25 protein-coding genes are annotated in these 26,396 nt (G+C 73.9%); 12 read left to right on the top strand and 13 right to left on the bottom strand.

Annotated elements, in window-relative coordinates:
• Window positions 1-100 precede the first annotated feature (100 nt).
• The 4 genes from DB033_RS07295 to DB033_RS07280 all read right to left on the bottom strand — a co-directional run bounded on the left by DB033_RS07295 (window position 101) and on the right by DB033_RS07280 (window position 4,001).
• On the bottom strand, window positions 101-706 hold the full coding sequence (locus DB033_RS07295) for a hypothetical protein (RefSeq protein ID WP_111766098.1): 606 nt from the start codon (window positions 704-706) through the stop codon (window positions 101-103).
• A gap of 45 nt (window positions 707-751) precedes the next feature.
• Window positions 752-1,147, bottom strand: coding sequence for a VOC family protein (locus DB033_RS07290; protein ID WP_111766097.1), 396 nt, complete (start codon window positions 1,145-1,147; stop codon window positions 752-754).
• A 131-nt stretch (window positions 1,148-1,278) separates the two neighbouring features.
• Window positions 1,279-3,321 (bottom strand): acyl-CoA dehydrogenase family protein, encoded by a 2,043-nt coding sequence (locus DB033_RS07285; protein ID WP_111766096.1) that lies wholly within the window; start codon window positions 3,319-3,321, stop codon window positions 1,279-1,281.
• Complete coding sequence (locus DB033_RS07280) at window positions 3,318-4,001, bottom strand: TetR family transcriptional regulator (protein WP_111766095.1); 684 nt, start codon at window positions 3,999-4,001, stop codon at window positions 3,318-3,320. The genes DB033_RS07285 and DB033_RS07280 overlap by 4 nt, the downstream gene beginning before the upstream one ends.
• A gap of 55 nt (window positions 4,002-4,056) precedes the next feature.
• On the opposite strand from DB033_RS07280, the gene DB033_RS07275 reads away from it, so the two are divergent.
• From DB033_RS07275 to DB033_RS07265, 3 genes are read left to right on the top strand one after another with little or no spacing between them, the layout of a single operon-like run.
• Window positions 4,057-5,343 (top strand): acetyl-CoA C-acetyltransferase, encoded by a 1,287-nt coding sequence (locus DB033_RS07275; RefSeq protein WP_111767313.1) that lies wholly within the window; start codon window positions 4,057-4,059, stop codon window positions 5,341-5,343.
• A complete protein-coding gene (locus DB033_RS07270) occupies window positions 5,340-6,659 on the top strand; it encodes a 3-oxoacyl-ACP reductase (protein WP_111766094.1) in 1,320 nt (439 codons plus the stop codon). Before DB033_RS07275 ends, DB033_RS07270 begins: the two co-directional genes overlap by 4 nt.
• Window positions 6,659-7,516: a MaoC/PaaZ C-terminal domain-containing protein gene (locus tag DB033_RS07265; protein WP_111766093.1), complete on the top strand. Its 858-nt coding sequence runs from the start codon at window positions 6,659-6,661 to the stop codon at window positions 7,514-7,516. Before DB033_RS07270 ends, DB033_RS07265 begins: the two co-directional genes overlap by 1 nt.
• Here DB033_RS07265 and DB033_RS21650 read toward each other — a convergent pair.
• From DB033_RS21650 to DB033_RS07250, 3 genes are all read right to left on the bottom strand, one after another.
• The gene (locus DB033_RS21650; RefSeq protein ID WP_111766092.1) at window positions 7,503-7,754 is read right to left on the bottom strand and encodes an Ada metal-binding domain-containing protein; all 252 of its coding nucleotides are present in this window, start codon (window positions 7,752-7,754) and stop codon (window positions 7,503-7,505) included. The two genes, DB033_RS07265 and DB033_RS21650, sit on opposite strands and share 14 nt — an antisense overlap.
• On the bottom strand, window positions 7,751-8,305 hold the full coding sequence (locus DB033_RS07255; protein WP_111766091.1) for a maltokinase N-terminal cap-like domain-containing protein: 555 nt from the start codon (window positions 8,303-8,305) through the stop codon (window positions 7,751-7,753). Before DB033_RS07255 ends, DB033_RS21650 begins: the two co-directional genes overlap by 4 nt.
• Window positions 8,306-8,379: 74 nt before the next feature.
• A complete protein-coding gene (locus DB033_RS07250; RefSeq protein ID WP_111767312.1) occupies window positions 8,380-9,645 on the bottom strand; it encodes an MFS transporter in 1,266 nt (421 codons plus the stop codon).
• Window positions 9,646-9,712: 67 nt separating this feature from the next.
• Between DB033_RS07250 and DB033_RS07245 the strand changes: the two genes are divergently transcribed.
• Window positions 9,713-10,300 carry a winged helix-turn-helix domain-containing protein gene (locus DB033_RS07245; protein ID WP_111766090.1) on the top strand — a complete coding sequence of 196 codons (588 nt, stop codon included), beginning with the start codon at window positions 9,713-9,715 and terminating at the stop codon, window positions 10,298-10,300.
• 25 nt (window positions 10,301-10,325) lie between these two features.
• Window positions 10,326-11,135, top strand: coding sequence for a VIT1/CCC1 transporter family protein (locus DB033_RS07240; RefSeq protein WP_111766089.1), 810 nt, complete (start codon window positions 10,326-10,328; stop codon window positions 11,133-11,135).
• 123 nt (window positions 11,136-11,258) lie between these two features.
• Here DB033_RS07240 and DB033_RS07235 read toward each other — a convergent pair whose 3' ends face one another.
• Window positions 11,259-13,061, bottom strand: a complete 1,803-nt coding sequence (locus tag DB033_RS07235) for an ABC transporter ATP-binding protein (protein WP_111766088.1) — start codon at window positions 13,059-13,061, stop codon at window positions 11,259-11,261.
• A 181-nt stretch (window positions 13,062-13,242) separates the two neighbouring features.
• Here DB033_RS07235 and DB033_RS07230 point away from each other — a divergent pair, with 181 nt between their 5' ends.
• Window positions 13,243-13,671, top strand: a complete 429-nt coding sequence (locus tag DB033_RS07230; RefSeq protein WP_111766087.1) for a MarR family winged helix-turn-helix transcriptional regulator — start codon at window positions 13,243-13,245, stop codon at window positions 13,669-13,671.
• Window positions 13,672-13,698: 27 nt separating this feature from the next.
• Complete coding sequence (locus DB033_RS07225) at window positions 13,699-13,950, top strand: SCO4848 family membrane protein (RefSeq protein WP_111766086.1); 252 nt, start codon at window positions 13,699-13,701, stop codon at window positions 13,948-13,950.
• Window positions 13,951-13,958: 8 nt separating this feature from the next.
• On the opposite strand, the gene DB033_RS07220 is transcribed toward DB033_RS07225, so the two are convergent.
• A complete protein-coding gene (locus DB033_RS07220; RefSeq protein ID WP_170315490.1) occupies window positions 13,959-16,241 on the bottom strand; it encodes an ATP-binding protein in 2,283 nt (760 codons plus the stop codon).
• 139 nt (window positions 16,242-16,380) lie between these two features.
• Between DB033_RS07220 and DB033_RS07215 the strand changes: the two genes are divergently transcribed.
• Window positions 16,381-16,770: a rhodanese-like domain-containing protein gene (locus DB033_RS07215; RefSeq protein ID WP_111766084.1), complete on the top strand. Its 390-nt coding sequence runs from the start codon at window positions 16,381-16,383 to the stop codon at window positions 16,768-16,770.
• Between the two features lie 86 nt (window positions 16,771-16,856).
• Window positions 16,857-17,513 carry a hypothetical protein gene (locus DB033_RS07210; RefSeq protein WP_111766083.1) on the top strand — a complete coding sequence of 219 codons (657 nt, stop codon included), beginning with the start codon at window positions 16,857-16,859 and terminating at the stop codon, window positions 17,511-17,513.
• Window positions 17,514-17,912: 399 nt separating this feature from the next.
• Here the strand turns inward: DB033_RS07210 and DB033_RS07200 are convergent, their stop codons facing one another.
• Window positions 17,913-18,896 (bottom strand): acyl-CoA thioesterase, encoded by a 984-nt coding sequence (locus DB033_RS07200; protein WP_111766081.1) that lies wholly within the window; start codon window positions 18,894-18,896, stop codon window positions 17,913-17,915.
• A gap of 179 nt (window positions 18,897-19,075) precedes the next feature.
• On the opposite strand from DB033_RS07200, the gene DB033_RS07195 reads away from it, so the two are divergent.
• On the top strand, window positions 19,076-19,636 hold the full coding sequence (locus DB033_RS07195) for a hypothetical protein (protein ID WP_111766080.1): 561 nt from the start codon (window positions 19,076-19,078) through the stop codon (window positions 19,634-19,636).
• A 136-nt stretch (window positions 19,637-19,772) separates the two neighbouring features.
• Window positions 19,773-20,639, top strand: a complete 867-nt coding sequence (locus DB033_RS07190; protein WP_111766079.1) for a metallophosphoesterase — start codon at window positions 19,773-19,775, stop codon at window positions 20,637-20,639.
• On the opposite strand, the gene DB033_RS07185 is transcribed toward DB033_RS07190, so the two are convergent.
• Window positions 20,629-22,401, bottom strand: coding sequence for a putative nucleotidyltransferase substrate binding domain-containing protein (locus DB033_RS07185; RefSeq protein WP_205843702.1), 1,773 nt, complete (start codon window positions 22,399-22,401; stop codon window positions 20,629-20,631). The two genes, DB033_RS07190 and DB033_RS07185, sit on opposite strands and share 11 nt — an antisense overlap.
• 273 nt (window positions 22,402-22,674) lie before the next feature.
• Entirely contained in the window at window positions 22,675-24,201 is a 1,527-nt protein-coding gene (locus tag DB033_RS07180; RefSeq protein ID WP_111766077.1) for an amino acid permease, read from the bottom strand.
• 376 nt (window positions 24,202-24,577) lie between these two features.
• On the opposite strand from DB033_RS07180, the gene DB033_RS07175 reads away from it, so the two are divergent.
• Window positions 24,578-25,336: a sulfite exporter TauE/SafE family protein gene (locus tag DB033_RS07175; RefSeq protein ID WP_205843701.1), complete on the top strand. Its 759-nt coding sequence runs from the start codon at window positions 24,578-24,580 to the stop codon at window positions 25,334-25,336.
• Between the two features lie 60 nt (window positions 25,337-25,396).
• On the opposite strand, the gene DB033_RS07170 is transcribed toward DB033_RS07175, so the two are convergent.
• Window positions 25,397-26,335 carry an SMP-30/gluconolactonase/LRE family protein gene (locus DB033_RS07170; protein WP_111766075.1) on the bottom strand — a complete coding sequence of 313 codons (939 nt, stop codon included), beginning with the start codon at window positions 26,333-26,335 and terminating at the stop codon, window positions 25,397-25,399.
• Window positions 26,336-26,396: the final 61 nt, after the last annotated feature.

The following is a 26,396-nucleotide window of genomic DNA, read 5'->3' as shown; positions in this document are numbered from 1 at the left end:
GCAGTGAGAACGGCTCAGTGCCGGCGCCGACGGTCATCGGACCGGGCACGACGGAGGCCGGCACCCTCGGGTGCCGGCTTCTGTCGCGTTCCGGGATGGCTCAGGTCGTACGGCGGCGTTTCTGCGCGTCGACGCGCTTCTTGACCCGGCCGAGTCCGGGCACCGCGCCGAGCATCTCCTCGAGACCCTCGGACACGTCGCGGACCTCCCGGAGGTCCGGGGCGACCGTCTCGAGCGAGTCCAGCACCGGCAGCACCTGGTCGGTGATCGTGTCCACCAGCGCGGGGACCTGCTGCACGACGTCGACGAGGGCGTCGGCCTCGGCCGGACCGACCCCGTCGGCCACCCGCTCCGCCAGCGGGGCGAGGGTCTCCAGGGCCGGTTCGTAGCGCCGCAGCAGCGTCTCGGCCCGCGCCGTCAGGGTCGTCACCTCGGCGACCGCGGCGGCGGCGGCGGCCTCCGTGACGACCGCACGGTCGACGACCCGGCGGGCGGCGGTCAGCGTCTCCTGCGCCTCGGCGGCGATCGACTGGGCGAGTTGCCGGGTGGCGGCCGCCTCGGCGATCACCGTCCGGGCCTCCCGGACCAGGGCGTCGAGATCCCGGACCAGCACGGCCATCTGCGGGACGAGCGCGAGAGCCGTCTCGATGGCGGAGGCGGCGGTGGTCGGCAACCGCAGCAGGTCGGCGGGGGTCGGGAGACGCATGCGGTGGTTATCCCCAGATGCGCCCCCCGGTACGCGGCTCCGGCGTCAGGGAGTGGCGCCGGCCCGCCAGGCCAGCTCCTGCAGGACCATCGTGTTGCCGTCCGGGTCCACGACCGCGGCGTACCGCACGCCGCCGCCGGCGTCGTCGATGGCCCCGACGGCGACACCGCGCCCGCGCAGCTCACCCCGGGTCGCCTCGATGTCGTCCACCACCAGGTGCAGGCCCTTGACGGTGCCCGGGGTCATGCCCTTCAGCTGCGGCAGCCCGGTGGACAGCAACAGCGAACACGCCGAGCCCGGCGGCGTGAGCTGCACGACTCGGACGCCGGGCGCCGGAGCGACGTCGACGTCGACCGCGAAGCCCAGGGCGTGGACGTAGAAGTCCCGGGAACGGTCGACGTCGTGAACCGGGACCGGGACCAGTTCGAGCTTCATGTCCATGGCGGGGTACCTCTCGGGACGGACGGGGTGCGGGGCCGGCGCGTCCTGCGCACCGGCGGTGTGTCCATCCACTGCAGCAGATCCGCGGGCGCCGCGCGGGCCGTTCGCACCGACGTGCGGTGCGGATCACGCTACTGAGCCGGCGCCATCATCAGATCCGTCGCGGTGCGTGCGGTGTCGCCGGCGGTGTTCCCCCGGATGCCGCGATCGTGCGCCTCGGTGACCTCCTGCCGTCGCGGCTCCTCGTCGAGGATCCGGGCACCGCGCCACTCGGGCAGCACGGCGAACCCGTCGACCAGGGTGACCAGATGCGGCCGCAGCGTCTTGAGCAGGCCGTTGACCGTGGTCGTCAGGGCCTTCGACCGGGAGGGCGTGATCCGGTCGTGTTCCAGCAGCCAGGCACGATCGGTTTCCAGGACGCTCAGGGCGTACAGCGAGCACACGGAGTCCAGCAGGGCCCGGATCGCCGGGTCCGTGGTGCGGTCGACGCCCGCGGTGAACGCCTCCAGCACGAGCCGGTCGATGTGCGCCCGCGCGACGTGCAGCAGGTGGTCCTGCACGTCGTTGAGCGTGTCGAACGGGTCGGTGCCGGCCCCGCGCCTGCGCAGCCGCCGGACGACGCTGTCGAGCAGATGCTTCTCCCGGTCAGCGAACATCTTCAGCTGCCAGCCGCGGGACAGCAGCGGCACGTCGTCGTCCCGGCTGGGCACCGCATCGACCAGACGCTGGATCAGGCTGCGCGCGGCGGTGCGCTCGAGCACCGTGTCGCGCACCTGCTCGGCGACGTGCCCGACCTTGCCCCAGTTGTCCAGCGAGCCGAAGGCGTCCCTGTAGCCGGTGAGCAGGCCCTTGGCGACGAGCTGCAGGAGCACCGTGTTGTCGCCCTCGAAGGTGGTGAACACGTCGATGTCGGCACGCAGCCCCGGCAGCCGGTTCTCGGCGAGGTAACCGGCCCCGCCACACGCCTCCCGGCACTGCTGGACGGTCCGGGTGGCGTGCCAGGTCTGGACGGCCTTGAGCCCCGCCGCGCGGGACTCCAGGGCGCGCTGCTCGGGCTCGGGGACGTCGGTGCCGTCGACGTGGACGGCGGTGTGCAGATCGTGCATCCGCCCGACCAGCTCCTCCTGCGCGAAGTGCAGCGCATAGGACGTCGCGACCGCCGGGAGCAGGACGCGCTGGTGGGCGAGGTAGTCGTTGAGCACGACCTCCCGCTCACGGCCGGGAGCGGTGAACTGCCGGCGGACGTCGCCGTAGCGCACGGCGATGTCGAGGGCGACCTTGGCCGCCGACGACGCCGACCCGCCGACGCTGACACGCCCGCGCACCAGGGTGCCGAGCATGGTGAAGAACCGGCGGGTCTCGTTCTCGATCGCGCTCGTGTAGCTGCCGTCGGCGGCCACCTGACCGAACCGGTCCAGCAGCATCTCGCGCGGCACGGTGACGTGGTCGAACGACAGCCGGCCGTTGTCGACCCCGAGCAGGCCCGCCTTGGGGCCGTCGTCGCCGATGGTGACGCCGTCGCACGGAGTGCCGTCGGGACGGCGGATCGGCACCAGCCAGGCGTGCACCCCGCGCCGCTTCCCCCCGGTGATCAACTGCGCGAAGACGACGGCCATCCGACCGTCCCGGGCGGCGTTGCCGATGTAGTCCTTGCGGGCCGCCTCGTGCGGTGTGTGCAGGTCGAACGTGCCGGTCTCCGGGTCGTAGGTGCAGGTGGTGCGCAGCTGCTGGACGTCCGAGCCGTGGCCGGTCTCGGTCATGGCGAAGCAGCCGGGCAGCTCGAAGCTCGCGATGTCCCGGAGGTGGGCGGCGTGGTGGCGCTCGGTGCCGAGCAACTGCACGGCACCGCCGAAGAGGCCCCACTGCACGCCCGCCTTGACCATCAGCGACAGGTCGGCGAAGGCGAGCATCTCGACCATCACCACCGAACCGCCGGCGTCGTCGGCGCCGCCGTGGGCCACCGGGAAGCCCAGCCCGGTGCGTCCGGTGGCCGCCAGCGCGCGGGTCAGCCGGGTCGTGCGCTCCCGCGCCTCGGCCATCGTCTCCCCGTACACGGGGCGGAACCGCTCGTCGCGCAACAACTCCCGGGTCTCGCGGCGGAGTGCGGCCCAGCGGCCGTCCAGCACCTGCTGCAGGCCGGCGACGTCGACGGGGGACGGCAGGATGCTGGTCACGGATGCTCCTCGAGGGTGGGGATGACGCCGCCCAGGCCCGACCAGGCCAGGTCGGTGAGCTGGGCGGTGAGGGTGGCGCGGGGGAGGGGGCGGCCGGTGCGCAGCCACCAGTCGGCGGTCGACCGGACCAGCCCCACCAGGGCATGGCCCCAGGGTTCGGCGGCGTCGGTGCCGCGGCCCGCCCGCCGCAGGGCGGTGCCGATGAGGGCGGCCACCTGGTGGCCCACCGCGTCGGACAGGCTGCCGATGGGGTCGGTCTCCGAGGTCGGGCCGGACCGGCCGATCCGGCCGGACGGGACGCCGTGCACGACGAAGCGGTACAGCTCGGGATCGGCCTCCACGAACGCCAGGTAGGTGTCGACGGCGGCGGCCATCATCTCGCGAGGGCCCGCGGTGTCGGCCACGGCCCGCCGCAACCGGGGCACCAGGTCGTCGGCGACCCGCCGGCTGACCGCGAGGTACAACTCGGCCCGGTCGGCGAAGTGCCGGTACACCACGGTCTTGCTGGTGCCCGCCGCGGCGGCGATCTCGTCCATGCCCACGTCGGCGCCGTGCCGGGCGACCGCGGCCAGGGTGGCGTCCACGAGCTCCTCGCGGCGCCGCCGGCGGTGCTCGTCCCAGCGGGAGTCCCGCCGGTCGCGCGGGACCGCGGCGACGGGTTCGACCTCGACGACGTTCATGTGAAAAACGGTACCTGATACGTTGGGTACCGCACCGATCACCCGCTGTCTGGAGATGTCGATGACCCGCAGAGCCGCCATCATCGGGGGGAACCGCATCCCCTTCGCCCGCGCGCACGGCGCCTACCGCCGGGCGTCCAACCAGGACATGCTGACCGCGACCCTGGACGGTCTGGTCGCCCGCTTCGGGCTGCAGGGGAAGCGGATGGGGGAGGTCGTCGCCGGAGCGGTCCTCAAGCACGCACGGGACTTCAACCTGACCCGGGAGAGCGTCCTGGGCTCGCGTCTGGACCCGACCACGCCCGCCTACGACGTCCAGCAGGCCTGCGGGACCGGCCTCGAGGCGGCGGTGCTGGTGGCCAACAAGATCGCGCTCGGCCAGATCGACTCCGGGATCGCCGGTGGCGTGGACACCACCTCCGACGCCCCGGTGGCGCTGAACGACGACCTGCGCCGCGTGCTGATCGACCTCAGCAGCGCCCGGACCTGGCAGCGCAAGGTGCGGGCGCTGGCCGGGATACGGCCCGGGCAACTCGTGCCGGACCTGCCGAGAACGGCCGAGCGCCGCACCGGGCTGTCGATGGGCGAGCACGCGGCGATCACCGCGCGGGAACTCGGCATCGGCCGTGCGGAGCAGGACGCGTTGACCGTGGCCTCTCACCACAACCTCGCCGCCGCCTGGGACAGCGGCTTCTTCGACGACCTGGTGACGCCCTATCTCGGCCTCGTCCGCGACCAGAACCTGCGCCCCGACACCAGTCTCGACAGGCTCGCGGCGCTGCGGCCGGTCTTCGGCCGCGGTGAGGGTGCCACCATGACCGCCGGCAACTCCACACCGCTCACCGACGGCGCCGCCGCGGTGCTGCTCGGGTCCGACGAATGGGCCGCCGCGCACCGACTGCCGGTGCTGGCGCACCTCGTCGACGCGCAGACCGCGGCCGTGGACCACGTCCACGGCGACGAGGGGCTGCTGATGGCACCGGTGCGGGCGGTTCCGGTGCTGTTGGCGCGCCACGGGTTGACGTTGCGGGACTTCGACTTCTACGAGATCCACGAGGCGTTCGCGTCCACCGTGCTGGCCACCCTGCACGCGTGGGCGGACCCGGAGTACTGCCGGACCCACCTCGGACTCGACGCCGCACTCGGCGGGATCGACCGTGCGAAGCTCAACGTGCACGGCTCGTCGCTGGCCGCCGGACATCCGTTCGCGGCCACCGGCGCCCGCATCGTGGCGACGCTGGCGAAGACGTTGCACCGGGCCGGGCCGGGCCGACGCGGACTCATCTCCATCTGCGCCGCCGGCGGCCAGGGTGTCGTCGCGATCCTGGAGAGCCGACCGTGAGCGACCGGTACCGCGACCTGGTCAACTCCGCTCTCGGTGCGGCCGTCGCACGGCGGACCGGACTGCCCCGGCCGGCCGTGCTGCGCCGGTACTCCCCGGGTGACCCGCTGTCGCCCGGCGCCGTGCTGCTGGTCTCCGCCGGGTCGGGACGCCTCGGTCCGGTGCTCGCCCGATCGCTGTCCGGGGTCGAGATCGCCGGCGCCGACGGTCGGGTGGCAGCGGTGGTGGTCGACGCCACCGGACTGGCCGGGCCCGCTGATCTCGCTGCGCTGCGCACCGCGCTGGCACCCGCGGTCAGGCGGCTGGCGCCGTCCGGTCGTGTCGTCGTGCTGGCCGAGCCGCCCGGTACGGCCGCGTCGCCGGTGGTGGCGGCGGCACGGCAGGCGGTCGAGGGGCTGGTGCGATCGCTGGCCAAGGAACTGCGGGCCGGGTCGACGGCCAACCTCCTCCTGGTACCGTCCGGCGCCGACGACGCCGTCCCCGGGCCGCTGCGCTTCTTCCTGTCCGGGCGCTCGGCCTACGTGGACGGTCAGGTGGTGACGCTGACCGCGGCGGAGGCGCCCGTCGCCGCCCCGGACGATCCGCTGGCCGGCCGGGTGGCCGTGGTCACCGGTGCGGCCCGCGGCATCGGCGCGGCGATCGCCCGGGTCCTCGCCCGTGACGGGGCCACGGTGGTCGCCGTGGACGTGCCGGCCGCGGGGGAGTCACTCGCCGCCGTCGCCAACGAGATCGCAGGCACCGCACTGCAGCTGGACATCACCGCGGCCGACGCCGGGGTCCGGTTGGCCGACCATCTGCGGGCGCGGCACGGCGGCGTGGACATCGTCGTGCACAACGCCGGCATCACCCGGGACAAGCTGCTCGTCACCATGGACGCCGCCCGCTGGGACGCGGTGATCGCGGTCAACCTGCAGGCGCAGCTCACCCTGACGCAGGCCCTGCTTGACACCGACACCCTCCGGCCCGGCAGCCGGGTCGTGGCGGTGAGCTCGCAGTCCGGCATCGCGGGCAACCGCGGCCAGACCAACTACGCGGCGTCCAAGGCCGGCATCATCGGGATGGTGCGCGCATGGGCCCCGGAGTTCGCCGCCCGCGGCGCGACCGTCAACGCCGTCGCCCCCGGGTTCATCGTCACCGAGATGACCGCGAGGATGCCGGTCGGGACCCGTGAGATCGGGGCGCGGCTGAACTCCCTCAAGCAGGGCGGCCTGCCGGTGGACGTCGCCGAGACCGTCGCCTGGCTCGCCCAACCGGGCTCGGCCGGCGTCAACGGTCAGGTCGTCCGGGTCTGCGGCCAGTCCCTGATCGGCGCCTGATGACGACCACCACGGCGGCGTCGTCCCCGCGGCTGGGTCCGCTCTTCGTCCGCGCCGCGCTCACCGCCCGCGGCCGCCGCCCCGGGCCGCTCCCCGGGAGACGGGTCGCCGTCGACGGTCTCGCCGTCGATCGGGCGGCGCTGGCCGACTACGCCCGGCTGTGCGGCTTCCCGGTCGACGACGTCCTGCCGGTGACCTACCCGCACCTGCTGGCGTTCCCGCTCCAGGCGGCGCTGATGACCGGACGGGACTTCCCGCTGGCTCTGCCGGGCCTGGTGCACGTGCGGAACCGGATCGGCTGGCACCGGCCGCTGAAGGCCGACGAGACGCTCGACATCACCGTGTGGGCAGCGGATCTCGCCGCCCACCGGAGCGGCACCGCGGTCGATCTGCACGCCGCGGTCACCGTCGGTGGGGTGCCGGTGTGGGAGTCGGTCTCGACGTACCTGGCCCGGGGCGTCACCGCCCCGGCGGGCACACCGGAGCCGGCGGCGGAACCCGACACCGTCGCCCCGACACGGACTGTCGCGGTGTGGCGACTGCCGGCCGACACCGGCCGCCGGTACGCGGCGGTCAGCGGAGACGTCAACCCGATCCACCTGACGGCGGTGTCGGCCAGGGCGTTCGGTTTCCGCCGGGCCATCGCGCACGGGATGGGCACCGCCGCGCGGGTGGTGGCGTCGCTGCAGGGGCGGACGCCGGACGCCGGTTCGTTCGACGTCGGCTTCCGCAAGCCGGTGTACCTGCCGTCGACGGTCGCGCTGGCGACCGCCCCCAGGGACGACGGTTGGGACGTCGCGGTCAGCGACCGGGGGAGCGGCACCCTGCACCTCGTGGGCACCGTCAGGGCCGGGTGAGTCGCCAGCTCCGGTAGCGCTCCGGCAGGCAGGCGGCGCACGGCCGGTAGCCGGCGGCGACCGCCGTCGCCTCGTCGGCGAAGAACACCCGGTCGGCCGCGTAGCCGCCGCCGCGCAACGCCCGCAGCGCCGCCGGGCAGTCCAGCCGCCCGTACCGGCGGCCGCGCCGATGACCGCCGAGCGTCCCCGGGGCCTCCGACCGGTAGGTGCCCGCCGGGCCGGTCAGCAGGTAGCTCAGCGGACCAGCACCATCGGGCCGCGCACGGTCGTGGTGCCGTCGTGCCAGGTGCCGCTGACGTGGCCCCGGCCGGCCGGGAGCTCGCCGGCGACGAGAACCCGGACGATGTCCAGGTCCGCGGGCACGGCCGGCCCACCGGAGAGCACCGCCAGCACGGTCGGGTCCAGGGTGTCCGACTCGCTCTGCGCCTGGGCCGGCACCTCCCCGTTGAGGAACCCGGCGAGCACCGTCAGCAGCAGCGGATCATCGGCGCCGTCGTAGACCCAGCGACGTCCGAGCACACCGTGCTCGGTGGTGCCGACCAGGGCCTCGTCGGCACCGTCCACCGGAGCGCCGCGGTAGGTCACCGGCAGCTGGTAGCAGGTGCCGTCGGCGTCCCGGACGACCATGAATTCGCAGCCGACCTCGCCGTCGGGATCGTCCAGCCGGAAGCCGCCGGCCTTGACGAGGTCGGGCGCGCCGGATCCGCGGTACCAGGCCCGACCGGCCAGCCAGCCGGCGGCCAGGTCGAGCTTCGACGGGGTCAGGGTGGTCCGGTAGATCTGCGCCACGGGTCGTCCTCCTCGGTCGTGCCGTCCCGACAGTGTCCTCCCCGAAGGCGCGGACGGCGGTCCGGGGTGCCCGGTCAACCGCCGGCGGCGACGGTCAGGCCGGCCGGCGCCGGCGCTTCGCGCCACACCGCCGGTCGGGGTACCGACCGGACCGTGGGGCTCAGCGTGGGCAACAGGGCGACCGCACCCGCCACCCCACCGAGGAGCAGCACCGCCGCGGCACCCCCGAGCCCGGTCAGGGCCGCACCGGCCACGACCGGCGCCAGCGGCATCATCGACATCGACACGAACTGCGACGTGGCCTGGACCCGGCCCTGCAGCTCCGGCGGGGTCACCGTCATGCGATAGGCCGAGATGCCCGCGTTGCCGGCCGGATTCAGCAGGACGGTGGCCCCCAGCGCGACCGCCACGGCGACGGGGTGGTTCCACAGCGCCATCGGGACCACCAGCGGCAGCACGCTCCACGCCACCGCGATGGTCAACCGCCCGGTCGGCACCCGTTCGACGAGAGCCGGCGCGAGGACGGCGCCGACGATGCCGCACACCCCGGCGAAGCCCTCGACGAGTCCGATCTGCACCGCGGGGACACCGCCGGCGAGCAGCCGGAGCACGGCCACGAAGAACAGCGCGTTGACCACCAGGTTCGTCGACGCCGACCAGACCATCAGGACCCGGAGCAGAGGGCTCCGGCGGATCGCCGACCACCCGTCGAGCAGGTCCCGGCCCCGGCGCCGGGCCGGTCCGGTCCGCGGCGGGGCGGAGAGATCGGCGCGGATGCGGCGCAGCAGCACCAGCGACACGGCGTAGGTGACGGTGTCCACGGCGAACGGCAACCAGCGGCTCACGCTGTACAGGGCGCCGCCGACGGGACCGCCGATCAGGCCGGCGAGATGCTGCCGGGCCTGGTGCTGGGCCAGCGCCGTCGGCAGGTCGTCGCGGGGGACCACGGCGCGCACCGCCGACATCTCGGCGGGACCGAAGGCGCCCGCCACGGCCCCGCCGAGCAGGGCGACTCCGAGCAGGTGCCCGACGGTCAGGACCCCCACGGCCGCCGCCGCGACCAGCGACCCGTGCAGGAGCAGGCCGGCGGCCGCCGCCCGGCACATCAGACGTCGGCGGTCGACCCGGTCGGCGAGCACCCCCGCGGGCAGCAGTGCTCCGACGTACCCGAGCAGATGCGCCGCCTCCGCGGCAGCGGCCAGCCACGCCGACCCGGTCATCGCGTACACGAGCAGCGGGAACACGAACAGGCTCATCCGGCTGCCCAGCTCGCTGGCCGTCTGGGCGGTCCACAGGACGGTGAAGTCGTGGTTGCGGGCGAGGCTCCGGAAGCGGTTCATGATGCGCACGCTAACTTGCGCAATAGTCAGTGCGCAATAGTGCGTGCTGATCCTCTAGGCTGGCGCCGTGACCCAGCGCGAGCGGCCCGAGTCCGTCCACGATCCCCGCGTGCTGCGGGCCATCGCCCATCCCGTCCGGGTCCGGGTGCTGGACGAACTGGGCGCCACCGGCCCGTCGCGGGCGGCCGACATCGCCCGTCTCCTCGGCATCCCCGCCAATCAGGCCAGCTTCCATCTGCGTCAGCTGGCCAAGTACGGACTGGTCGTCGAGGCGCCCGAACAGGCCCGGGACGGCCGCGACCGTGTGTGGCGGGCGACTCACGACGAGGGCCTGACCGTGGACATCGAGCAGTTGTCGGCCGCACCCGGGGGTGCCGCGGCCGTCCGGGTGTTCCGCCGTGAGGCTGCCGCGACCGCCCATGAGGCGGTCGACCGGGCGTACGGGATGTCGCACGACCCCGAGGGCCGGACCGTCATCAGCGACAGCGTCCTGCGGCTGACGCGGGCGGACGCCACGGCGTTCATGGCCGAGCTGACCGCGCTGGTCACCACCTGGCAGCGGCGCGGCCGCGCCGCCGGTGCGGACGCCCGGACGTACCAGCTCCTGCAGATCCTGCAGCCCGCCCGGGACGTCGGCGCGGCGGAGGGCTCCTGACCGCGCGACCGGGTAGTCAGGTGCCATGACCGCTGACATCCCCGCCCCGGCCGGCGACCCCGAGGACGGCGCCTGGTCGGCCGACCGCACGCGGCGCCTCACCACCTCGGCGGAGCCGGCGACCATCGAGGCGGCGCACGCGGCGGGGTGGTCGCACCGGCACCGCGACGTCTCCGGCGGCTGGTTGCGGCCGACGGTGTTCGGCGCCGTCGACGGCCTGGTGACCAACGCCGCGCTGATCGCCGGCGTCGGCGGGGTGGGGGTGTCGACCCACACCATCGTGTTGACCGGCCTGGCCGGGCTGGTCGCCGGGGCCTTCTCGATGGGCACCGGGGAGTACGTCTCGGTGACGAACCAGAACGAGCTGGTGCAGGCCGAGGTGGCCGTGGAACGGCGGATGCACGCACAGTTCCCGGCCGCCGAACAGGCCGAGCTGGCCGACACCTTCCGTGGTTACGGCGCCGACCCGGAGACCGCGGCGCGGATGGCGGCCGCCGTGTCGGCCGACCCGGACACGGCGCTGCGGGTGCACACCCAGACCGAGCTCGGCGTCGACCCGCAGGACCTGCCGTCGCCGATCGTGGCGGGAAGTGCGTCGTTGGCGGCGTTCTCGGTCGGGGCGCTGCTGCCGCTGATCCCGTACCTCTTCGGGTTCCCCAGCCTGCTCGTGGCGATGGTCATCACCGCGGTGGCGCTCACTGCCGGTGGCACGGCGGTCGGCCGGCTGACCGGCCGGCCGCTGCTGCGGTCCGGGGTGCGCCAGCTCGCGCTCGGTGGGTTCGCGGTCGCGGTGACCTACGGCGTCGGCCTGCTCATCGGTACTCCCGTCGGCTGATCCGCCGCTCGCCCCGGTCACCGGGGTGTGCCCGCCCCAGGTACAGAACCCGGTGGCTCCGTCCCGCGGAACGGGAGGCGCCGCCGGGCGTGCGGCGCGGTGCGGTGGGGTGGGGCGCCCGGGTCAGGCGGCCAGGGCGGCGTAGCGGCCGTCACGGCCGAGGAGAGCCTCGTGTGAACCGATCTCGACGACGCGGCCGTGGTCCACCACAGCGATCTGATCGGCGTCGCGGACGGTGGAGAGCCGGTGGGCGATGGTGATCGTGGTGCGGCCCTCCGACAGCGTGTCGAAGGCCTGCTGCACCAGCCGCTCGGTCTCGTTGTCCAACGCGCTGGTGGCCTCGTCGAGCACCAGCACCCGCGGGTTGCGCAGCAGCGTCCGGGCGATCGCGATGCGCTGCTTCTCGCCACCGGAGAAGCGGTGACCGCGGGATCCCACGGTGGTGTCGTAGCCGTCCGGCAGGGTCGTGATGAGATCGTGGATCTGCGCGGCGCGGGCCGCCTCCTCGATCTCGGCGTCGGTCGCGTCGGGCCGGGCGTAGCGCAGGTTCTCCCGCACCGAGGTGTGCAGCAGGTAGGTCTCCTGGTTCACCACGCCGACGATCGCCGCGAGGTCGGCGAGCGCCAGGTCGCGCAGGTCCACCCCGTCGATGGTGACGGCGCCCCCGGTCGGGTCGTAGAGCCGGGCCACCAGGGCCGCCAGAGTGCTCTTGCCCGAACCGGTCTCTCCGACCAGGGCCAGCGTGGTGCCGGCCGGGACGTCGATCGAGACACCCGCGATCGCGGCGGTCTCGCTGCCCGGGTAGGCGAAGGTGACATCGGAGAACCGCACGTGGCCACGGACTTTCGCCGGATCGACGGCGACCGGGTCGGCCGGGTCGGCGATGTCGACCGGCAGGTCGAGGTACTCGAAGATCCGGGCGAACAGGGCCAGCGAGCTGGTGATCGACACGCTCACCCCGAGCAGCCCCATCAACGGCCGGAACAGACCGGCCTGCAGGGCGGTGAAGGCGACCAGGGTGCCGATGGTCATGCCGCCGGACGTGACCGGCAGTCCGGCCATCAGGTAGATGATCGCCGGGATGGCGGCGAAGATGACGCTCATCGACGCCATCCGCCAGCGGCCCGCCAGTTCCGAGCGCAGCTCCAGGTCGATCAGCCGGGTGGAGGAGGCGGTGAAGCGGTCGATCAACACCGGTGCGGTGCCCATCGTCTTGCTGAGCTGGATGCCGCTGATCGACAGGCCCTCGTCGATGGTCACGTTGAGGTCGGCGAGTTCCCGCTGCCGCTGGGCGGTGATCTCCCTGCGCATCGACGCGACTTTGCGGGTCAGGAACACGGCCGGCGGCATCACGACGAGGGAGATCAGGGACAGCCGCCAGGACAGTGCGGCCATCGCGACGGCGGTGGCGACGGCGGTGGTCAGGTTGGACGCGACCGAGGTGGCCGTGGAGGTGACGACGGACTGCATGCCGCCGATGTCGTTGGTGATGCGGGACTGCACCTCGCCGGTGCGGGTCCGGGTGAAGAAGGCCAGTGACTGGCGCTGGAGGTGGGCGAAGACGCCGGACCGCAGCGTGTGCATGACCTGCTGGCCGATGCGCGTGCTGATCCAGGTCTGGACGACGCCGAGCGCGGCGGTGACCGCGGCGACGGCGAGCATGCCGGCGACCAGCCAGACCAGCAGCGTGACGTCACCGTGCGGAAGGGCGTCGTCGATGGTGGCCCGGAGCAGGAACGGCGAGGCCATCGCGACGACGGAGGAGGCCACGATGAGGGCGGTGACGACGGCGAGCTGCCACCGGTAGGGAGTGAACAGCCGGCCGACCCGGCGCAGCGACACGTCGCGGGCCTGGGCCTTCTCGGCGGCGGTGACGGTGTGACCGCCGCCGCGGCGGGGGCGTTCGGAGGGGGCGGGGGTGTCCAAGGAGGTCTCGATTCTGGAGGGCGGGACGGCGGCCGGATGTCCGGGAGCGTCGTGCGGGCGGCGTCGCAGCGGTGCGGCGCCCGGCGGGGAGGCGGGGGGAGAAGGTTCCGGGTCGTCTGCTGAGGTAACCTCAACATGAGGCTACAACATGATTCCCTGCTACGGTATTCCCGTGCCCGCGATGGACCCGGACCCGCCCGAACACGGTGGTGACACGCTGCCCGACCTGTTCTGGTCGGTGGCCCGAGCGATGCGTCACGGCAGTCGGGAGAGCCTGGCGCCGTACGACATCTCGCCGTCGCACGCCCGTGCGGTGGCGGTGCTGGCGCGCGGTGGCCCCATGCGACTGTCCGGGTTGTCCGATCATCTCCGGATCGCGCCGCGGTCCACGACCGAGGTCGTCGACCAGCTGCAGGACCGCGGTCTGGTCGTCCGGAGCCCCGACCCGCACGACCGGCGGGCCACCCTGGTGTCGCTCACCGACGCCGGGGCCGACGTCGCGGCGGCGGTGCGGGCACAGCGGCACGCCCAGTCCGAGGAGTTCTTCGGGGTGTTGGAGCCGGCCGACCGCGACGAGCTGGCCCGGATCCTGCGGCTGCTCCGGGGCTGACCCGGCGGCCCGCGCCATACTGGACCGGTGGTGCTGACCCGGAGACTGTCCCTGTTCCTGGCCCTCGCGGGCCTGTTCAACGTGGTGGTGTGGCCCCGCTTCGCGGTGGCGATCTGGAACGACCCCCGCGCGTTCGACGGGTCGGCCCCGACCGCCTTCCTCTGGCTGCACGCGGTGCTGATCGTCAGCGCGACCGTGATCGGTCTGGGGATCCTGGCGGTCGGGGCGCGCGGATTCCTCGCCGCACGGAGCCGGGACCCGCAGCCGCTGTCCCGCTGACGGTCGGCTCAGGCCGAGGCCCGCGCGGCCTGCACCGCCGACCTCAGGGTGACGTCGTCCATCTCCCCGGCCAGCACGCCGGCCCGCTCGACGAGTTGCGACCGCTCGGCACCGGACCCCTGCTCGCGGGCCCGGCCGAGCAGACACCGGACGGCGCATCGCTTGTCACCGATGCGTTCGAACTCGACGGTGAGCTCCTCGAGCCGGTCGGCGACCGCCATCCCGCGGCGCTGGTCGAGGAAGGCGCGGAACGCCGACACGTGGAGCACGCCGTGCCGGTTGCCGGTCTCGATCGCCAGCCGCTCCGACTCCGCCAGCCACACCTGCGCCTCCTCGGTGCGGACGCCGGCGCGGATGCAGCGGTTGGCCAGCTGCACCAGCGCGCTGGCCCGCCACACCCGGTCGCCCAGCCCGGTGAGGACCTCCACCGCCCGCAGTGAGAACGCCACCGAACGGTCGAGGTCGGTGGTGGACAGGCCGATCGCGTCGATGGCCAGTGCCTCGTGCCACCGCAGGCCGGCGGCGGCGAAGAGGTCCCGCGCCGTCTCCAGGTGCGGGATGCCCGTCTCGCCGTGCTGGTACATCAGCGCCCATCCCAGACCGAAGTGGGCCAGCGCGAGCTCCGGACCGGGCGGTAGGCCGCGCGCCAGCGCGAACCCCTGCCGGGCGACGCGGAGGGCGTGCCCGGTGTCCTGATAGCTGAGCATCACCGCCGCACCGGCCGCCGCGCGCACTCCGGGCGGTCCGTCGGGGAGACCCCGCGCGAGGAGCACCCGGAGCCAGTCGAACACCTCACCCCGGGCGCCGAGCACCTCCCAGCCCAGGCCCACACCGCTGAAGAACGCCCAGGCCGCCGTGTGGTCGGACCGCTGGAGGCTGTGCCGCACGGCCACCCGGAGATCGGACCAGTGCTCGTCGAACCAGGCGATCGCGGCCGGCTGCCGGGGGCCCTGCAGATCCGCCGCCCGCGTCACCGCGGCGGCCAGGAAGTGGTCGGCGTGGCGGTCCTGGAGGCGCTGCACCTCGCCGGCCTCGGCCAGCTTCCCGGCGGCGAACTGCCGGACGCTGTCCAGCAGCCGGTAGCGGGTGCCCGAGGTGCCCTGCCGCCGGGAGATCAGCGACCGGTCGAGCAGCCGGGGGAAGAGCCGCACCATGTCCGTCGCGGCCAGTGGCGGCAGGATGAGCACCTGCGCCGCGGTGTCGTGGTCGAAGTCGGCCGGGAACACGGCACACCGTGCGAGCAGACGCTTCTCGTCGTCTCCGAGCAGATCGTGACTCCACCGCAGGGCGGCCTCGAGGGTGCGGTGCCGGCTGGGTCGCGCGGCGTCGGTGAGCAGGGCGAAGCGGTCGTCGAGCAGGCTGACGAGCTGCACCGGGCTGTAGTACCGCGCTCGGGCCGCGGCCAGCTCGATCGCCAGCGGCAACCCGTCGAGCAGCCGGCAGATGGTGGCCACCGCCGCGCGGTTCTCGTCAGTCATGGCCAGGTGGGGATCGACCGCGCGGGCGCGCTCGACGAACAACGACACCGCCGACCCGTCCGGATCGTCGGCGTCCCATCCGGTCGCCGCGGCGTCGCTGGGCACCGGTAGCGGTGGCACGTCGTACACCGACTCACCGGCCACCCGCAGAGGCCCGAGACCGGTGGCCAGCACCCGGGTGTCGGGGGAGTCGGCGAGCAGCTCGCCGACCAGCTCGGCGGTGGTGTCCACGACGTGCTCACAGTTGTCGATCAGCAGCAGCTGCGGACGGGACGCGGCGGTCCGGCGCACCACCGACCGCAGACGACGGTCGTCACCGGTCACGCCGAGTGCGTCGGCGAAGGCCCGTTCCACGTCGTCGGGCGTGCGGACGGTGGCCAGGTCGACCATGGTCACCGGGCCACCGATCGCCTCGGACCCGGCCAGCTGCACGGCCAACCGGGTCTTCCCGGCGCCGGCCGGCCCGGTCAGGGTGACCAGCCGGTGCCGTCGCATCAGGTCCAGCACGTCGGCCGTCTCGCGGTCCCGCCCCACGAAGCTGGACAGCACATGGGGCAACCCGCGGCTGCCGGCCGCGTCCCCGGCGGTGGCGGTCGGGACGGTGGGCGGCGGGGCGAACCGCAGCAGGGCCGAACGGTCCCGGCCGCCGAGCTTGCGCAGCAGCGACGACACGTGGCTCTCGACCGTCCGTTCCGACAGGAACAGGGCCTCGGCGATCTCCCGGTTCGCGAGCCGGGCGACCACCAGGTCCAGCACCTCACGTTCGCGGCGGGTGACACCGGCCGCGGTGGGATCGGGGGCCGTCTCGGACATGGGCACGAGTATCCCCCGGGGCCGGCCGCGGTGTCCGTACCGATCTCCGTGGCCGGTTCCGTGGTTCCCACGGATGTGCCGCAGCCGGCCGGCGGCTGGACTGGGAACCGTCAACCCCAGCACACGGAAGGAGCCCGCGATGGGCGTCCAAGACATGATCAGCACGGCCCGGCAGCAGATACCCAACCTCAGCGTGGCCGAGGTGGCCCGCGAACTCGAGGACGGCGGCATCACCCTCGTCGACCTGCGCGACGCCGACGAACTGCGCCGCGACGGCCACATCCCGCAGGCGCTGCACGCCCCGCGCGGCATGCTCGAGTTCCTTGCCGATCCCGAAAGTTCCTATCACCTGACAGGTCTCGACCCGCAGCGGCGCACGGTGCTGTACTGCGGGCTGGGCGGGCAGTCGGCACTGGCGTCGGTCACGATGCGGGCGCTCGGCTACACCGACATCGCGCACCTCGACGGTGGGATGGCCGCCTGGCAGGACGAGGGCCGGCCCGTCACCCGCCTCGACCCGACCGGCTGACCCCCCGATGCAGGCCCCGGTCCGACCTCGCCCGTGACGGCGTACGTCGGGCCGACCCGAACCCCCCCAGACCCAGGAGTGAATGCATGCGTCCCATCCGGCCCGTCCTGTTCGCGACCATGGCCGCAGCCCTGATCGCCACCGCCGGCTGTTCCGGCTCCGCCCCACCGTCAGCCGCCGGCGGCGGTGCGTCCCCGACCGGCGGCGGTGCGGCGATCGGCGAGCTGCCGGCCGGCGAACCACCCACCGACTGCCCCGCCACCCCGGGTATCTCGCTCACCGACGGCTGGGAGACCACCACCGAGGAGCAGGACTTCCAAGTCAGTCATCAGTGCACCTGGACCGCGGGCGAGGAGGGCGGCGACCTCGTGGCCACCCTGATGTCCGTCGTCGTCCCCCGGCCCAGCGGGATGGAGGACGCCGCGGTCAAGGCCTTCCGGGGAGCCCCGTGCGAGGGGGACGCCTGCGTCGGGGCCGCGACGAACATCGAGGTCGGCGCCTTCGCGCGGGGGGTCCGGCCGTCGGACGCCACCGCGGCGCTGTTCTCCGACAACCCGGGCACCATGGACGCCCACGGCCGGCACTACGAGTGGGCCGATGCCGCCGCCTGGGTCGTCACCGAGGAGAACATGTGCCTCGCGGACCTCGGGGTCGGCATGGTCAGCTACGACCGGGCCATCGTCGACGGGCTCCTGGCGGAACTGCGCGCGAACGCCACCGCGCTCTGCGGGGCCACGGCCTGACGATGGACCGACCCACGCAGACGGCCGCGCACCCGGTGGCCGGCCGGTCCGGCAGGCGGGCGCCGGCCGCCCGGTCCGGCGCCGCCGCGGTGATCGCGGCCGCCCGGGATCTCGCGCGGCGGTCCGGCGGGGCGGCCGGTGGCCGCCGGGTGGTGCGGCCGGGGCGTCCTCCGGCCGGGTGGGCGTCGTCTGCGGCCCCACCGGTGTCCGCGGCCCCACCGGTGTCCGCCGCCCCGCTGCCGGCCGCGCCGCTGCCGGCCGCGCCGCTGCCGGCGCCGTCGGTGCGGCCGGACCGGCCGTGGATGGAGCGGCTGGTGGCGCCGGGCGGAGGGGTCCCGGCGCCCCGACGGTCCGGGCCCGTCCGGATCGCCCGCGTCGCGGCGGCCCGCCGACCGGAGGTCAGACCGGGTAGGGCGGCGCCAGCCGCGCCCGCAGCTTGACCAGATGCTGGGCGTGCGCGTCGAGGCGACGGTCCTCGTCGGTCTGCGGCACCCACGGCCGCACCTTCGTGGTGCGGCCGTCGGCGTCCAGGGCCACGAAGACGCTGAGGCAGTGGGTGGTCAGCTGGAGCTCCGGCGCCTTCGGGTCGCCCGAGCGGACGTGCACCGAGACGTGCATGCTGGACCGCCCGGTGTAGAGCAGCCGGGCCTGCACCTCGACGAGGTGGCCGATGAGGATGGGCCGGTAGAACCGGATCCCGCCGGAGTAGATGGCGATGCTGCGCTGACCGCTCCACCCGGCGGCGCACACGTACGCGGCCTCGTCGATCCAGCGCATCACCGTGCCACCGTGGGTCTTGCCGCCCCAGTTCACGTCCGTCGGGGCGGCCAGGAACCGCAGCGTCGCCTGCTGCGCCGCGGTGTCGTCGGTGTAGGTCTGCTCCTTCATCGCGGCCTCGACATCGGCCCGGACGGCGATCTTCTCGCGGGCGATGCGGCCGCGCCAGCGGTCGTCGTCGGTCACCGGCTCCCACTGCTGCACCGGGACCGGGCGGCCGTCGTCACCGACGGCGACGAAGATGACGGTGCACGAGGTCGCGAGGGTGTAGACCCCGAGCTGCGGATCGGCCGAGGACACCAACACCTCGATGTGCATGCTCGAACGGCCGGTGTAGACCAGCCGGGCGAGCACCTCGACGAGCTCGCCGGAGTTGATGGGCCGGGTGAAGCTGACGTTGCCGACGTAGGCGGTGACGCAGTAGCCACCGCTCCAGCCGACCGCGCAGGCGTAGGCGGCCTTGTCGATCCATTCCAGGACCCGCCCGCCGGCCACGGCGGTGCTGTCGATCAGGGCCACGTCGGTGGGGGCGGCGAGGAAGCGGAGGGTGATCTCACGTTCCCCGATCCCGGCGCGCCCGGGGAGGTCCGTCGCGGTGTCGGTCATGGTTCGCCTCTCCGAGCGGGGTCTGCCGGCGTCGCGACCCGCCGGCCGCGGCGGCGCGGGAGTCGTGACAGGTAGCTTCTCACCCCGCCGCCCCACCCGCCCGGACCGGGAGGCGTGAGCCGCGCCGGAGCGCCCGGCCCCGGTTACGCTCCGACCAGCACAGAGGGGAGGCTCCCACCGTGGGTCGTCGGATCGGGTCGCTGGCGGCCGCGGCGTTCCTCGGCGGGCTGGTGTCGGTCGGTGTGCCGGGGACGGCGCACGCCTGCAGCTGCGTCGACGTCTCCCTCGCCGAACGGCTGGCCGAGAACCCGGAACCGGTGTTCGTCGGCCGCGTCACGTCCGTCGGTGAGCCCGTCGGGTGGCTGCACTGGTCGGACGCGACCCGGTGGACCTTCACGGTGGACACGGTCTACCGCGGTGAGGTCGACCGCACCGTCGACGTTCTCGTCCCCCCGGTCTGTGGCACCGGCTACGACGACCGGCCGTACCTGATGCTGCCGACCGTCCACGGCGGCGTCCTGCGCGAGTCCGGCTGTGGGGTCAGCCTGCCGTTGGCGAACGTCCCGGCGGGGGTGCGCGCGGAACTGGGAGCGGGTCGTCCGCCGGCGCCCGACCCGACCGGCTTCTTCAGTGCCGATCCGGCGAATGTCGGGTCCAGCCCGTGGCTGTGGGCCGGCGCGGTGACGGCCACCGTGGCGCTGGTGCTCGCGAAGGCCGTCGTCCGCCGGCGCCTCGGCTGACCCCGGCGAGGTCCGCGCCGATCCGCGCGCGGCGGGTGCGGCCGGGTCAGGCGGGCGCGGCCCGCCCGATCCGCGCGCGGCGGGTGCGGCCGGGTCAGGCGGGCGCGGCCCGCCCGATCGCCGCCCGGATGAGACGATGCAGCCCGGGGGCGACGAGGGGGTGGCGGTGGCGGTCGGACGCGTGGCGGTGCTCGGCGACATCGGCGGGCACGCCGCCGAGCTCACCCGGGTGCTCACCGGGCTCGGCGCCGACCCCCGGACCTGTGCGCTGCCGGACGATCTCACCGTCGTCCAGGTCGGCGACCTGATCCACCGCGGCCCGGACACCCCCGGCGTGGTGCGGCTCGTCGACCGGTTGATGACCGACCACCCCGGCCGGTGGGTGCAACTCGCCGGCAACCACGAGGCCCAGTACCTCACCGAGGAGCCCCGGTTCGTCTGGCGCGAGAAGCTCGACCGCGCCACCGTCCGTACCGTCCAGGACTGGTGGCGCGACGGCCGCATGCAGGTGGCGGCGGCGATCGCCGGACCCACCGACGACTGGCTGGTCACCCACGCCGGCCTCACCCGCGGCTACTGGTCGACCGTGCTCGCCGCCCCCACCGCCGCCCCGTACGCGGCGCGGGCCCTGAACGGCCTCATCGGCACCGTGCACGAGCCGGTGCTCTTCCACGGCGGGGTGCTCATCGACGGCGTGGTGTCCACCACCGCCGGGCCGCTGTGGGCGGCGGCCGGCGACGAGCTGGTCGCGTCCTGGCAGCAGTTGCCGGCCGAGCTGCCCTTCTCGCAGCTGCACGGCCACTCCACGGTGATCGACTGGCAGCGCGACGTCTGGCGGGCCGGTCCCGCGGTCACCGCGGTGGCCGAGGTGGATCGCGACCGGCGCCACGTGACCGTGCCGGTCGGGGCGCATGCCGTCGTCGGTGTCGACCCCTGCCTGGGGGCGGTCGGCGGGGTGCGGTGGGAGCCGTTCGTCCTGGACGGCGCCCGCGTCATCCGCTGACGCCGGGCGTGCCCCACGCCGCCGGGTCCACCAGGTGCGACACGTTGGCCATCCGCTTCTGCACGACGGCGATCTCCCGGACCGCCTGCCCGATGAGGCTGCGGTCCAGCGGCGACAGCCGGCGCATCGACATCACGTCGCTCGGCTCCTCGCCGCGGTCGAGCTGGGCGAGCTGGTACCGCAGCCGGGTCCGCTGCAGCACCTCGTGCACCTCGGTCAGCACCGCCGCGGAGTCCTCCGGCAGCATCGGCGAACCGGACGCCGCCGCCAGCCGGCCGGCGGTGGACAGCTCGGTGGAGCCGACGGCCAGTGCCGCCCACCGGGCGATGTCCACCACCGGACGCAGCGCGTGCGTCTTGATGTCGAAGGTGCCGCCGCGGCGGGCCAGCACGTCGCGCATGGAGCGGAGCCGGGCGCGGGTGGACAGGGACTCGGCCAGCAGCAGCCGCAGGGTCCCCGGCAGCCGGTGCACGTCGCCGAAGACCTCGGCCACGATCGGCGGCCCGGGCTCGCCGTGGACGGGCCGGGCGTCCAGCAGCAGCGAGGTCATCATCATGCCGTTGTCGTCGAGCGGCGACTCGATCCAGCGGGTCGCCGCGTCCCGCCACTCGCGGCGGGTCCGCGCGAACGCCGGTCGCCAGGGCACCGCCCCGTGGCCGTCGACCCGGAGCCCGCAGCGCGCCAGCAGCGCCCCGACGTCGTCGAATGCGGCGCGGTAGCGGGTGCGCGCCGCCACCGGGTCCACGTCGTCGGCGAGCACCACGGCCGCGTCGACATCGGAGCTGAAGACCGGCTCGCGTCGTCCGGTGCTGCCCAGCGCGAGCCAGGTCACGCCGGCCGGGTCCACCCCGGGGTGCTGCTCGAGCACGAGCGTGAGCGCCCGCTGGGTGAGGGCGTCCACGACGGTCGAGTAGACGGTGGTCATCTCCCCGGCGCTGCGACCCCGGCGCAGCAGGTCCGACAGCACCAACGGCGCTCGCCGGGACAGCGTCACCAGCTGGTCGGCGGTGGTGCTCCGGGCGATCTGCTGCCGCAACGACACCCCGACGGTGGACGGAGAGACCAGGAAGTCGGCGATGTCGACGATGCCGCGCAGATCTCCGGTGCGCCCCACCACCAGCAGACAGTGCAGGTCGCGGTCGGTGAGTTCGAGCAGCGCCTGCGCGGCCAGGGTGCCGGCGAACACCCGGGGAGCCGGGTGCATCATCGCCTCCGTGACCGGGGTGTCGGCGCCCCGGCCGGCGCCGAGGACGAGCCGGCGCAGCGTCCCGTCGGTCACCAGCCCGTGGACGGGGCTGCCACCGGCGTGCGGCGCTGGTGTCGCGACCTCGCCGAGATCGACCACGGCATAGCGCGTGTCGCGTCGGTTCATGGCCCGTGCCACCTCACCGACGGTGGCGGTCGGCGGCACCACCAGCGGCACCGAGACGATCAGCTCGTCGACGATGCCGTAGCCGGACTGGCCGGTGCGGGTGTTGACCGCGGTCAACGTCTCGGCCAGGAACCGCACGCCCGAGCCCGACGAGAACGCCGGGGTGACCGCGTCGGCGGGGATCCGGGCCAGCCGCACCGGCCCCAGGGCGCGGGCGATCGGGCCGACGGCCGACCGGCTCAGCATCGCGGAGAACCCGAACACCCCGCCGGCGGCGAGGGTCTCGTCGGGCGCTCCGGCGGCGTCGGCGGTGTCCCACAGCTCGACCTCGCCGGCCACGACGACGAACATCGCCGTGCTCGGGGCGGCGAACGCGTCCAGCACGGTCACCCCCGGGGCGACGTCCTCGATCGTCGCGGCGGCGGCGAGGGTGTGCCGCTCGGGGGGTGGCAGCGCGTCGAACGGGGGATGCCGGGCGAGGAAGCGGGCCAGCGACTCGACCGATCGGGCCGGGTCGGCCGGCGTGTCACGGGGCGGGCGGTTCGATATCGCGGTCTCCTGTCACAGCCGACCGGGCACCGACGGTGCCGTCGGTGCCCGGTCGGGGCGGTTCGTGCCCGGGTGCACCCGGGGCCGGTGGACGCCGTCAGGGCGTCCGTGCCGTCACGGTGCGCGGTGGCCGGAGGTCAGCTCCGGGTCGTCGTCACCGTAGGCCGGACCCTCGTCGGTCCAGTGCGGTCCCATCCGGCCGCCGGTGTTCTCCACGACCCTGTTGCGCACCACGTTCCAGCCGATGGTGAGCAGCAGCGCGATCACCGGGATGCCGATGACGATCACGATGAAGCTGGTCTTGTGCCAGAACTCCGGCGATGACTGCCACCCGGAGATGGCCATCCCGACCAGCACCAGACCCAGGAAGACCAGGCCGATCCAGCTGGTGTACGGCGAGCCGGGCATCTGGAACGGCGCCTTCGGGATCACGCCCCTGTCCACCAGCTTCCGCAGCCGCAGCTGGCAGACGAAGATCGTCCCCCAGGTGAACACGACGCCGATGGCGGCCGCCTCCAGGGCGGTCTCGAAGGCGTCCGGGTCGATCTCGTTGAGGATGGCGCCGAACACGTAGACCACGGACGTCATCACGATGCCGGCCCACGGCACGCCGGACCTGCTCATCTTGAGCGTGAAGGCCGGCGCCTGCTTGCTCATCCCCAGACTGCGCAGCACCCGGCCGGTGGAGTAGAGCCCGGAGTTCAGGCTGCTCATCGCGGCGACGATGAGCACGGCCTGGATGAGCGCGCCCATCCAGTTCAGCCCCATCGCGCCGAACACGGTGACGAACGGGCTCTCGCCGGCGGTGTAGTCGGTGGTCGGCAGCATGCTGACCAGCAGCAGGATCGAGCCGCAGTAGAACACGGCGATCCGGAAGATGACCGAGTTGACCGCCTTGGGGACCTCGCGCTTCGGGTCGGCCATCTCGCCGGCGGCGACGCCGACCATCTCGATGGCGGCGTAGGCGAACACCACGCCGCTCATCACCAGGATCGGGCCGTACCAGTTGTAGCCGCCCGAGGTCGGCCAGAAGCCGCCCTCGTTGCTCCACAGGTTCTGGAACCCGGCCTGGTGGTCACCGATGTCGAACCGGCCGATCACCACCACGAGCCCGACGACGAGGAAGATCACGATCGCGCCGACCTTGAGGATGGACGCCCAGAACTCGAACTCACCGAACGCCCGCGCCGACAGCAGGTTGATGATCAGCACGACGGCCAGCGCGACGAGCACGGTGATCGGGCGCGGCAGCTCCGGGAACCAGTACTGCATGTAGATGGCCACGGCGGAGAGTTCGGCGATGCCGGTCAGCGCCCAGTTCAGCCAGTACATCCAGCCGGTGACGTAGGCCGCCTTCTCGCCGTAGAACTCGCGCATGTACGACACGAAGGCGCCGGACGTCTGGCGGTGCAGGACCAGCTCGCCCAACGCGCGCATCAGGAAGTACGCGATCACGCCGACGGTGGCGTAGCTGATCAGCAGGGCCGGTCCGGTGGCGTTGAGCCGGGAGGCCGAGCCGAGGAACAGGCCGGTGCCGATGGCGCCGCCGATGGCGATCATCTGCACGTGTCGGCGGCCCAGCGACTGTTTGTAGCCGACCTGTTCGGCGTCCAGCGACGACGGCTTGTCGGTGGTGGTCATCGGGTCTCCTGAGGGGTCGGGACGGCGGACGCCGTCCTCGGGTGGAGCGGGCGACGGTGACCGCGGGGCGGGAGGGCCGCCCCGGGACGACGGAGCGCCCGGGCGGGGCGCCGCTGGTGCTGCGGGTGCGTCATGGGATCTCCTCGGGGGCGAACCGCGTCTCGCAGCGTGGACGTCGGTGCTCGTGCCGCGAACTGTAGGAGGTGGTGAGGACCCCTTCGGGGACGCCGCTGTTAACAATGCGTGTCGGAGCTCACGCTCAGGAGGGCCTTTACCCGCGTATTACTCACGACCGGGCGAACGGGAGACCGGCGGCACACCCGTCCGGGTGCATCGACGGCGGGACATGCGTCAGCGGGCTGGGAGAATCACGCGGGTGTCGGTCCTCGCGTTCTGCTTCCTCGTCGTCGCCGGCATCGCCGGTGGATTGACCGGGAGCATCGCCGGGCTCGCGTCGCTGGCCACCTACTCGGGCCTGCTCGCCGTCGGGCTGTCACCGATCGACGCCAACGTCACCAACACGGTCGCGCTGACGTTCTCCACCATCGGGTCGGTGCTGGGTTCGCGCCCGGAACTGCGTGGGCAGGGCCCCTTCCTGCGGCCGCTGGTTCCGGTGGCGGTGCTCGGCGGGGTGCTCGGCGGGGCCCTGCTGCTGTCCACGCCCGCGGACGGCTTCGAGAAGGTGGTGCCGTTCCTCCTCGGCGCGGCGGCGCTGACCATCCTCATCCCACGCCGGCGCACCGATCCCGCGGCCGACGCCGGGCCGACCCGGCGGCACCGGGTCCTGCAGGCCGTCGCCCTCGGGGCGATCGCGGTCTACGGCGGCTACTTCGGCGCCGCCGCGGGAGTGCTGCTGCTGGCGCTGCTGCTGCACAGCACGCCGCTGGACCTGCCCCGCGCCAACGCGGCGAAGAACGTGCTGCTGGGGGCGGCGAACCTGGTGGCCGCGGCCGGGTTCGTCGTCCTCGCCCCCGTGCAGTGGTCCGCGGTCGTCCCGCTGGGCATCGGATGCCTGATCGGTGCCCGGCTGGGACCCGCCGTGGTCCGGCGGTCACCCGCCACGGTGCTGCGCTGGCTCATCGGAGCGGCCGGGCTGGCGCTGGCCGTCCACCTCGGGATCCGGGCGTTCGGCTGACCCGGACGGCGGCGTCACCCGGCCCCGTGCCGCGCGGGCCGGGGCACCACGGCCCCGGGCTCAGCGGGGTACGCGGGTGATCCAGTACGCGGCGGTGAGCGGATCGGCGGTGCCGAACCGGGCGTTGACGGCGAACAGGTACCTGCCGGACCCGGTGACGGTGGTCGGGATGTCGAAGTCGCCGCTGGTGATGAGCTCCCGCAGGGTCCCGCGGGTGCCGGTCTTGTCCAGATCGAACGCGGCGATGGTGTTCAGCCGGTTCTGCACCACGTACAGCGTCCGGCCGTCCCGCAGCAGGCCGTCGCCGTTGGCCACGCCGACCCCGCCGAGATCGACCTGAGTCGTGACCCCGGTGGACGGGTCGACGGCGAAGAGCAGTCCGGTGTTGGACTGCACCGCCAGCAGTCGCCGGCCGTCCGGGGTGGTCTCGATGCCGTTGAGGTTGGTGGCGCCGGGGACGACCTGCACCGCGCCGGTCAGCGGCAGGGCGGTGACCTCACCGACGCTGCCGTGGCGGCCCAGCGGGACGACGTAGAGCACCGGGTGGCGTGAGTCGGTGTAGTACGCGGCGTTGCGGGTCACGACCACGTCGTTGATGAAGGCGGCGCCGCTGGTGTCGAAGTCGAAGCGGGCCAGCCGGGCGCCGGTGCGGGTGTCGTAGACGGTGCCGGTCCCGGTGGCGCCGCCGGCGACCCAGAGCCGACCGGCGCGGTCCACCTCGGTGCCGGCCGCGAAGCCGCCGGGGGTGCCGGGCACCAGGACCGCACCCTCGCCGGTGCGCAGGCTGCCGCGGTAGATGGCGCCGTCGGTGCGGGAACCGACGAAGAAGACCGATCCCGCGCTGGAGATGCCCTCCGGCTGGAAACCGGCCGGGAGCTCGATGCGGGCCGGACCGGAGCCGCCGCCGCCGGGGTGGGCGGCGGCAGCGGGAGCGGCGGCGACGCCGACGCCGAGGGCCAGCAGGGTGGCCACGAGGACACGGGACAGGCGCACGGACATGCGTACCTCCACGTCGAGGATCGGGGACGGTGCCGCCCCCTGCAGGAAGTACGTCCCGGCA

It is taken from the genome of Nakamurella deserti (genome assembly GCF_003260015.1).
GTDB classification, from domain to species: Bacteria; Actinomycetota; Actinomycetes; order Mycobacteriales; family Nakamurellaceae; genus Nakamurella; species Nakamurella deserti.
The sequence above is the reverse complement of the archived record's forward strand: the minus strand, read 5'-3'. Positions and strand labels throughout refer to the sequence as shown.

Bases quoted from the DNA above. Each gene is read 5' to 3' on its own strand.
- DB033_RS07190 (WP_111766079.1), top strand. From the start codon at position 19,773: ATGCAGCCCGGGGGCGACGAGGGGGTGGCGGTGGCGGTCGGACGCGTG.
- DB033_RS07265 (WP_111766093.1), top strand. From the start codon at position 6,659: ATGACGACCACCACGGCGGCGTCGTCCCCGCGGCTGGGTCCGCTCTTC.
- DB033_RS07215 (WP_111766084.1), top strand. From the start codon at position 16,381: ATGGGCGTCCAAGACATGATCAGCACGGCCCGGCAGCAGATACCCAAC.
- DB033_RS07250 (WP_111767312.1), bottom strand. From the start codon at position 9,645: ATGAACCGCTTCCGGAGCCTCGCCCGCAACCACGACTTCACCGTCCTG.
- DB033_RS07220 (WP_170315490.1), bottom strand. From the start codon at position 16,241: ATGTCCGAGACGGCCCCCGATCCCACCGCGGCCGGTGTCACCCGCCGC.
- DB033_RS07210 (WP_111766083.1), top strand. From the start codon at position 16,857: ATGCGTCCCATCCGGCCCGTCCTGTTCGCGACCATGGCCGCAGCCCTG.
- DB033_RS07170 (WP_111766075.1), bottom strand. From the start codon at position 26,335: ATGTCCGTGCGCCTGTCCCGTGTCCTCGTGGCCACCCTGCTGGCCCTC.
- DB033_RS07290 (WP_111766097.1), bottom strand. From the start codon at position 1,147: ATGGACATGAAGCTCGAACTGGTCCCGGTCCCGGTTCACGACGTCGAC.
- DB033_RS07200 (WP_111766081.1), bottom strand. From the start codon at position 18,896: ATGACCGACACCGCGACGGACCTCCCCGGGCGCGCCGGGATCGGGGAA.
- DB033_RS07180 (WP_111766077.1), bottom strand. From the start codon at position 24,201: ATGACCACCACCGACAAGCCGTCGTCGCTGGACGCCGAACAGGTCGGC.
- DB033_RS07230 (WP_111766087.1), top strand. From the start codon at position 13,243: ATGGACCCGGACCCGCCCGAACACGGTGGTGACACGCTGCCCGACCTG.
- DB033_RS07275 (WP_111767313.1), top strand. From the start codon at position 4,057: ATGTCGATGACCCGCAGAGCCGCCATCATCGGGGGGAACCGCATCCCC.
- DB033_RS07280 (WP_111766095.1), bottom strand. From the start codon at position 4,001: ATGAACGTCGTCGAGGTCGAACCCGTCGCCGCGGTCCCGCGCGACCGG.
- DB033_RS07295 (WP_111766098.1), bottom strand. From the start codon at position 706: ATGCGTCTCCCGACCCCCGCCGACCTGCTGCGGTTGCCGACCACCGCC.
- DB033_RS07240 (WP_111766089.1), top strand. From the start codon at position 10,326: ATGACCGCTGACATCCCCGCCCCGGCCGGCGACCCCGAGGACGGCGCC.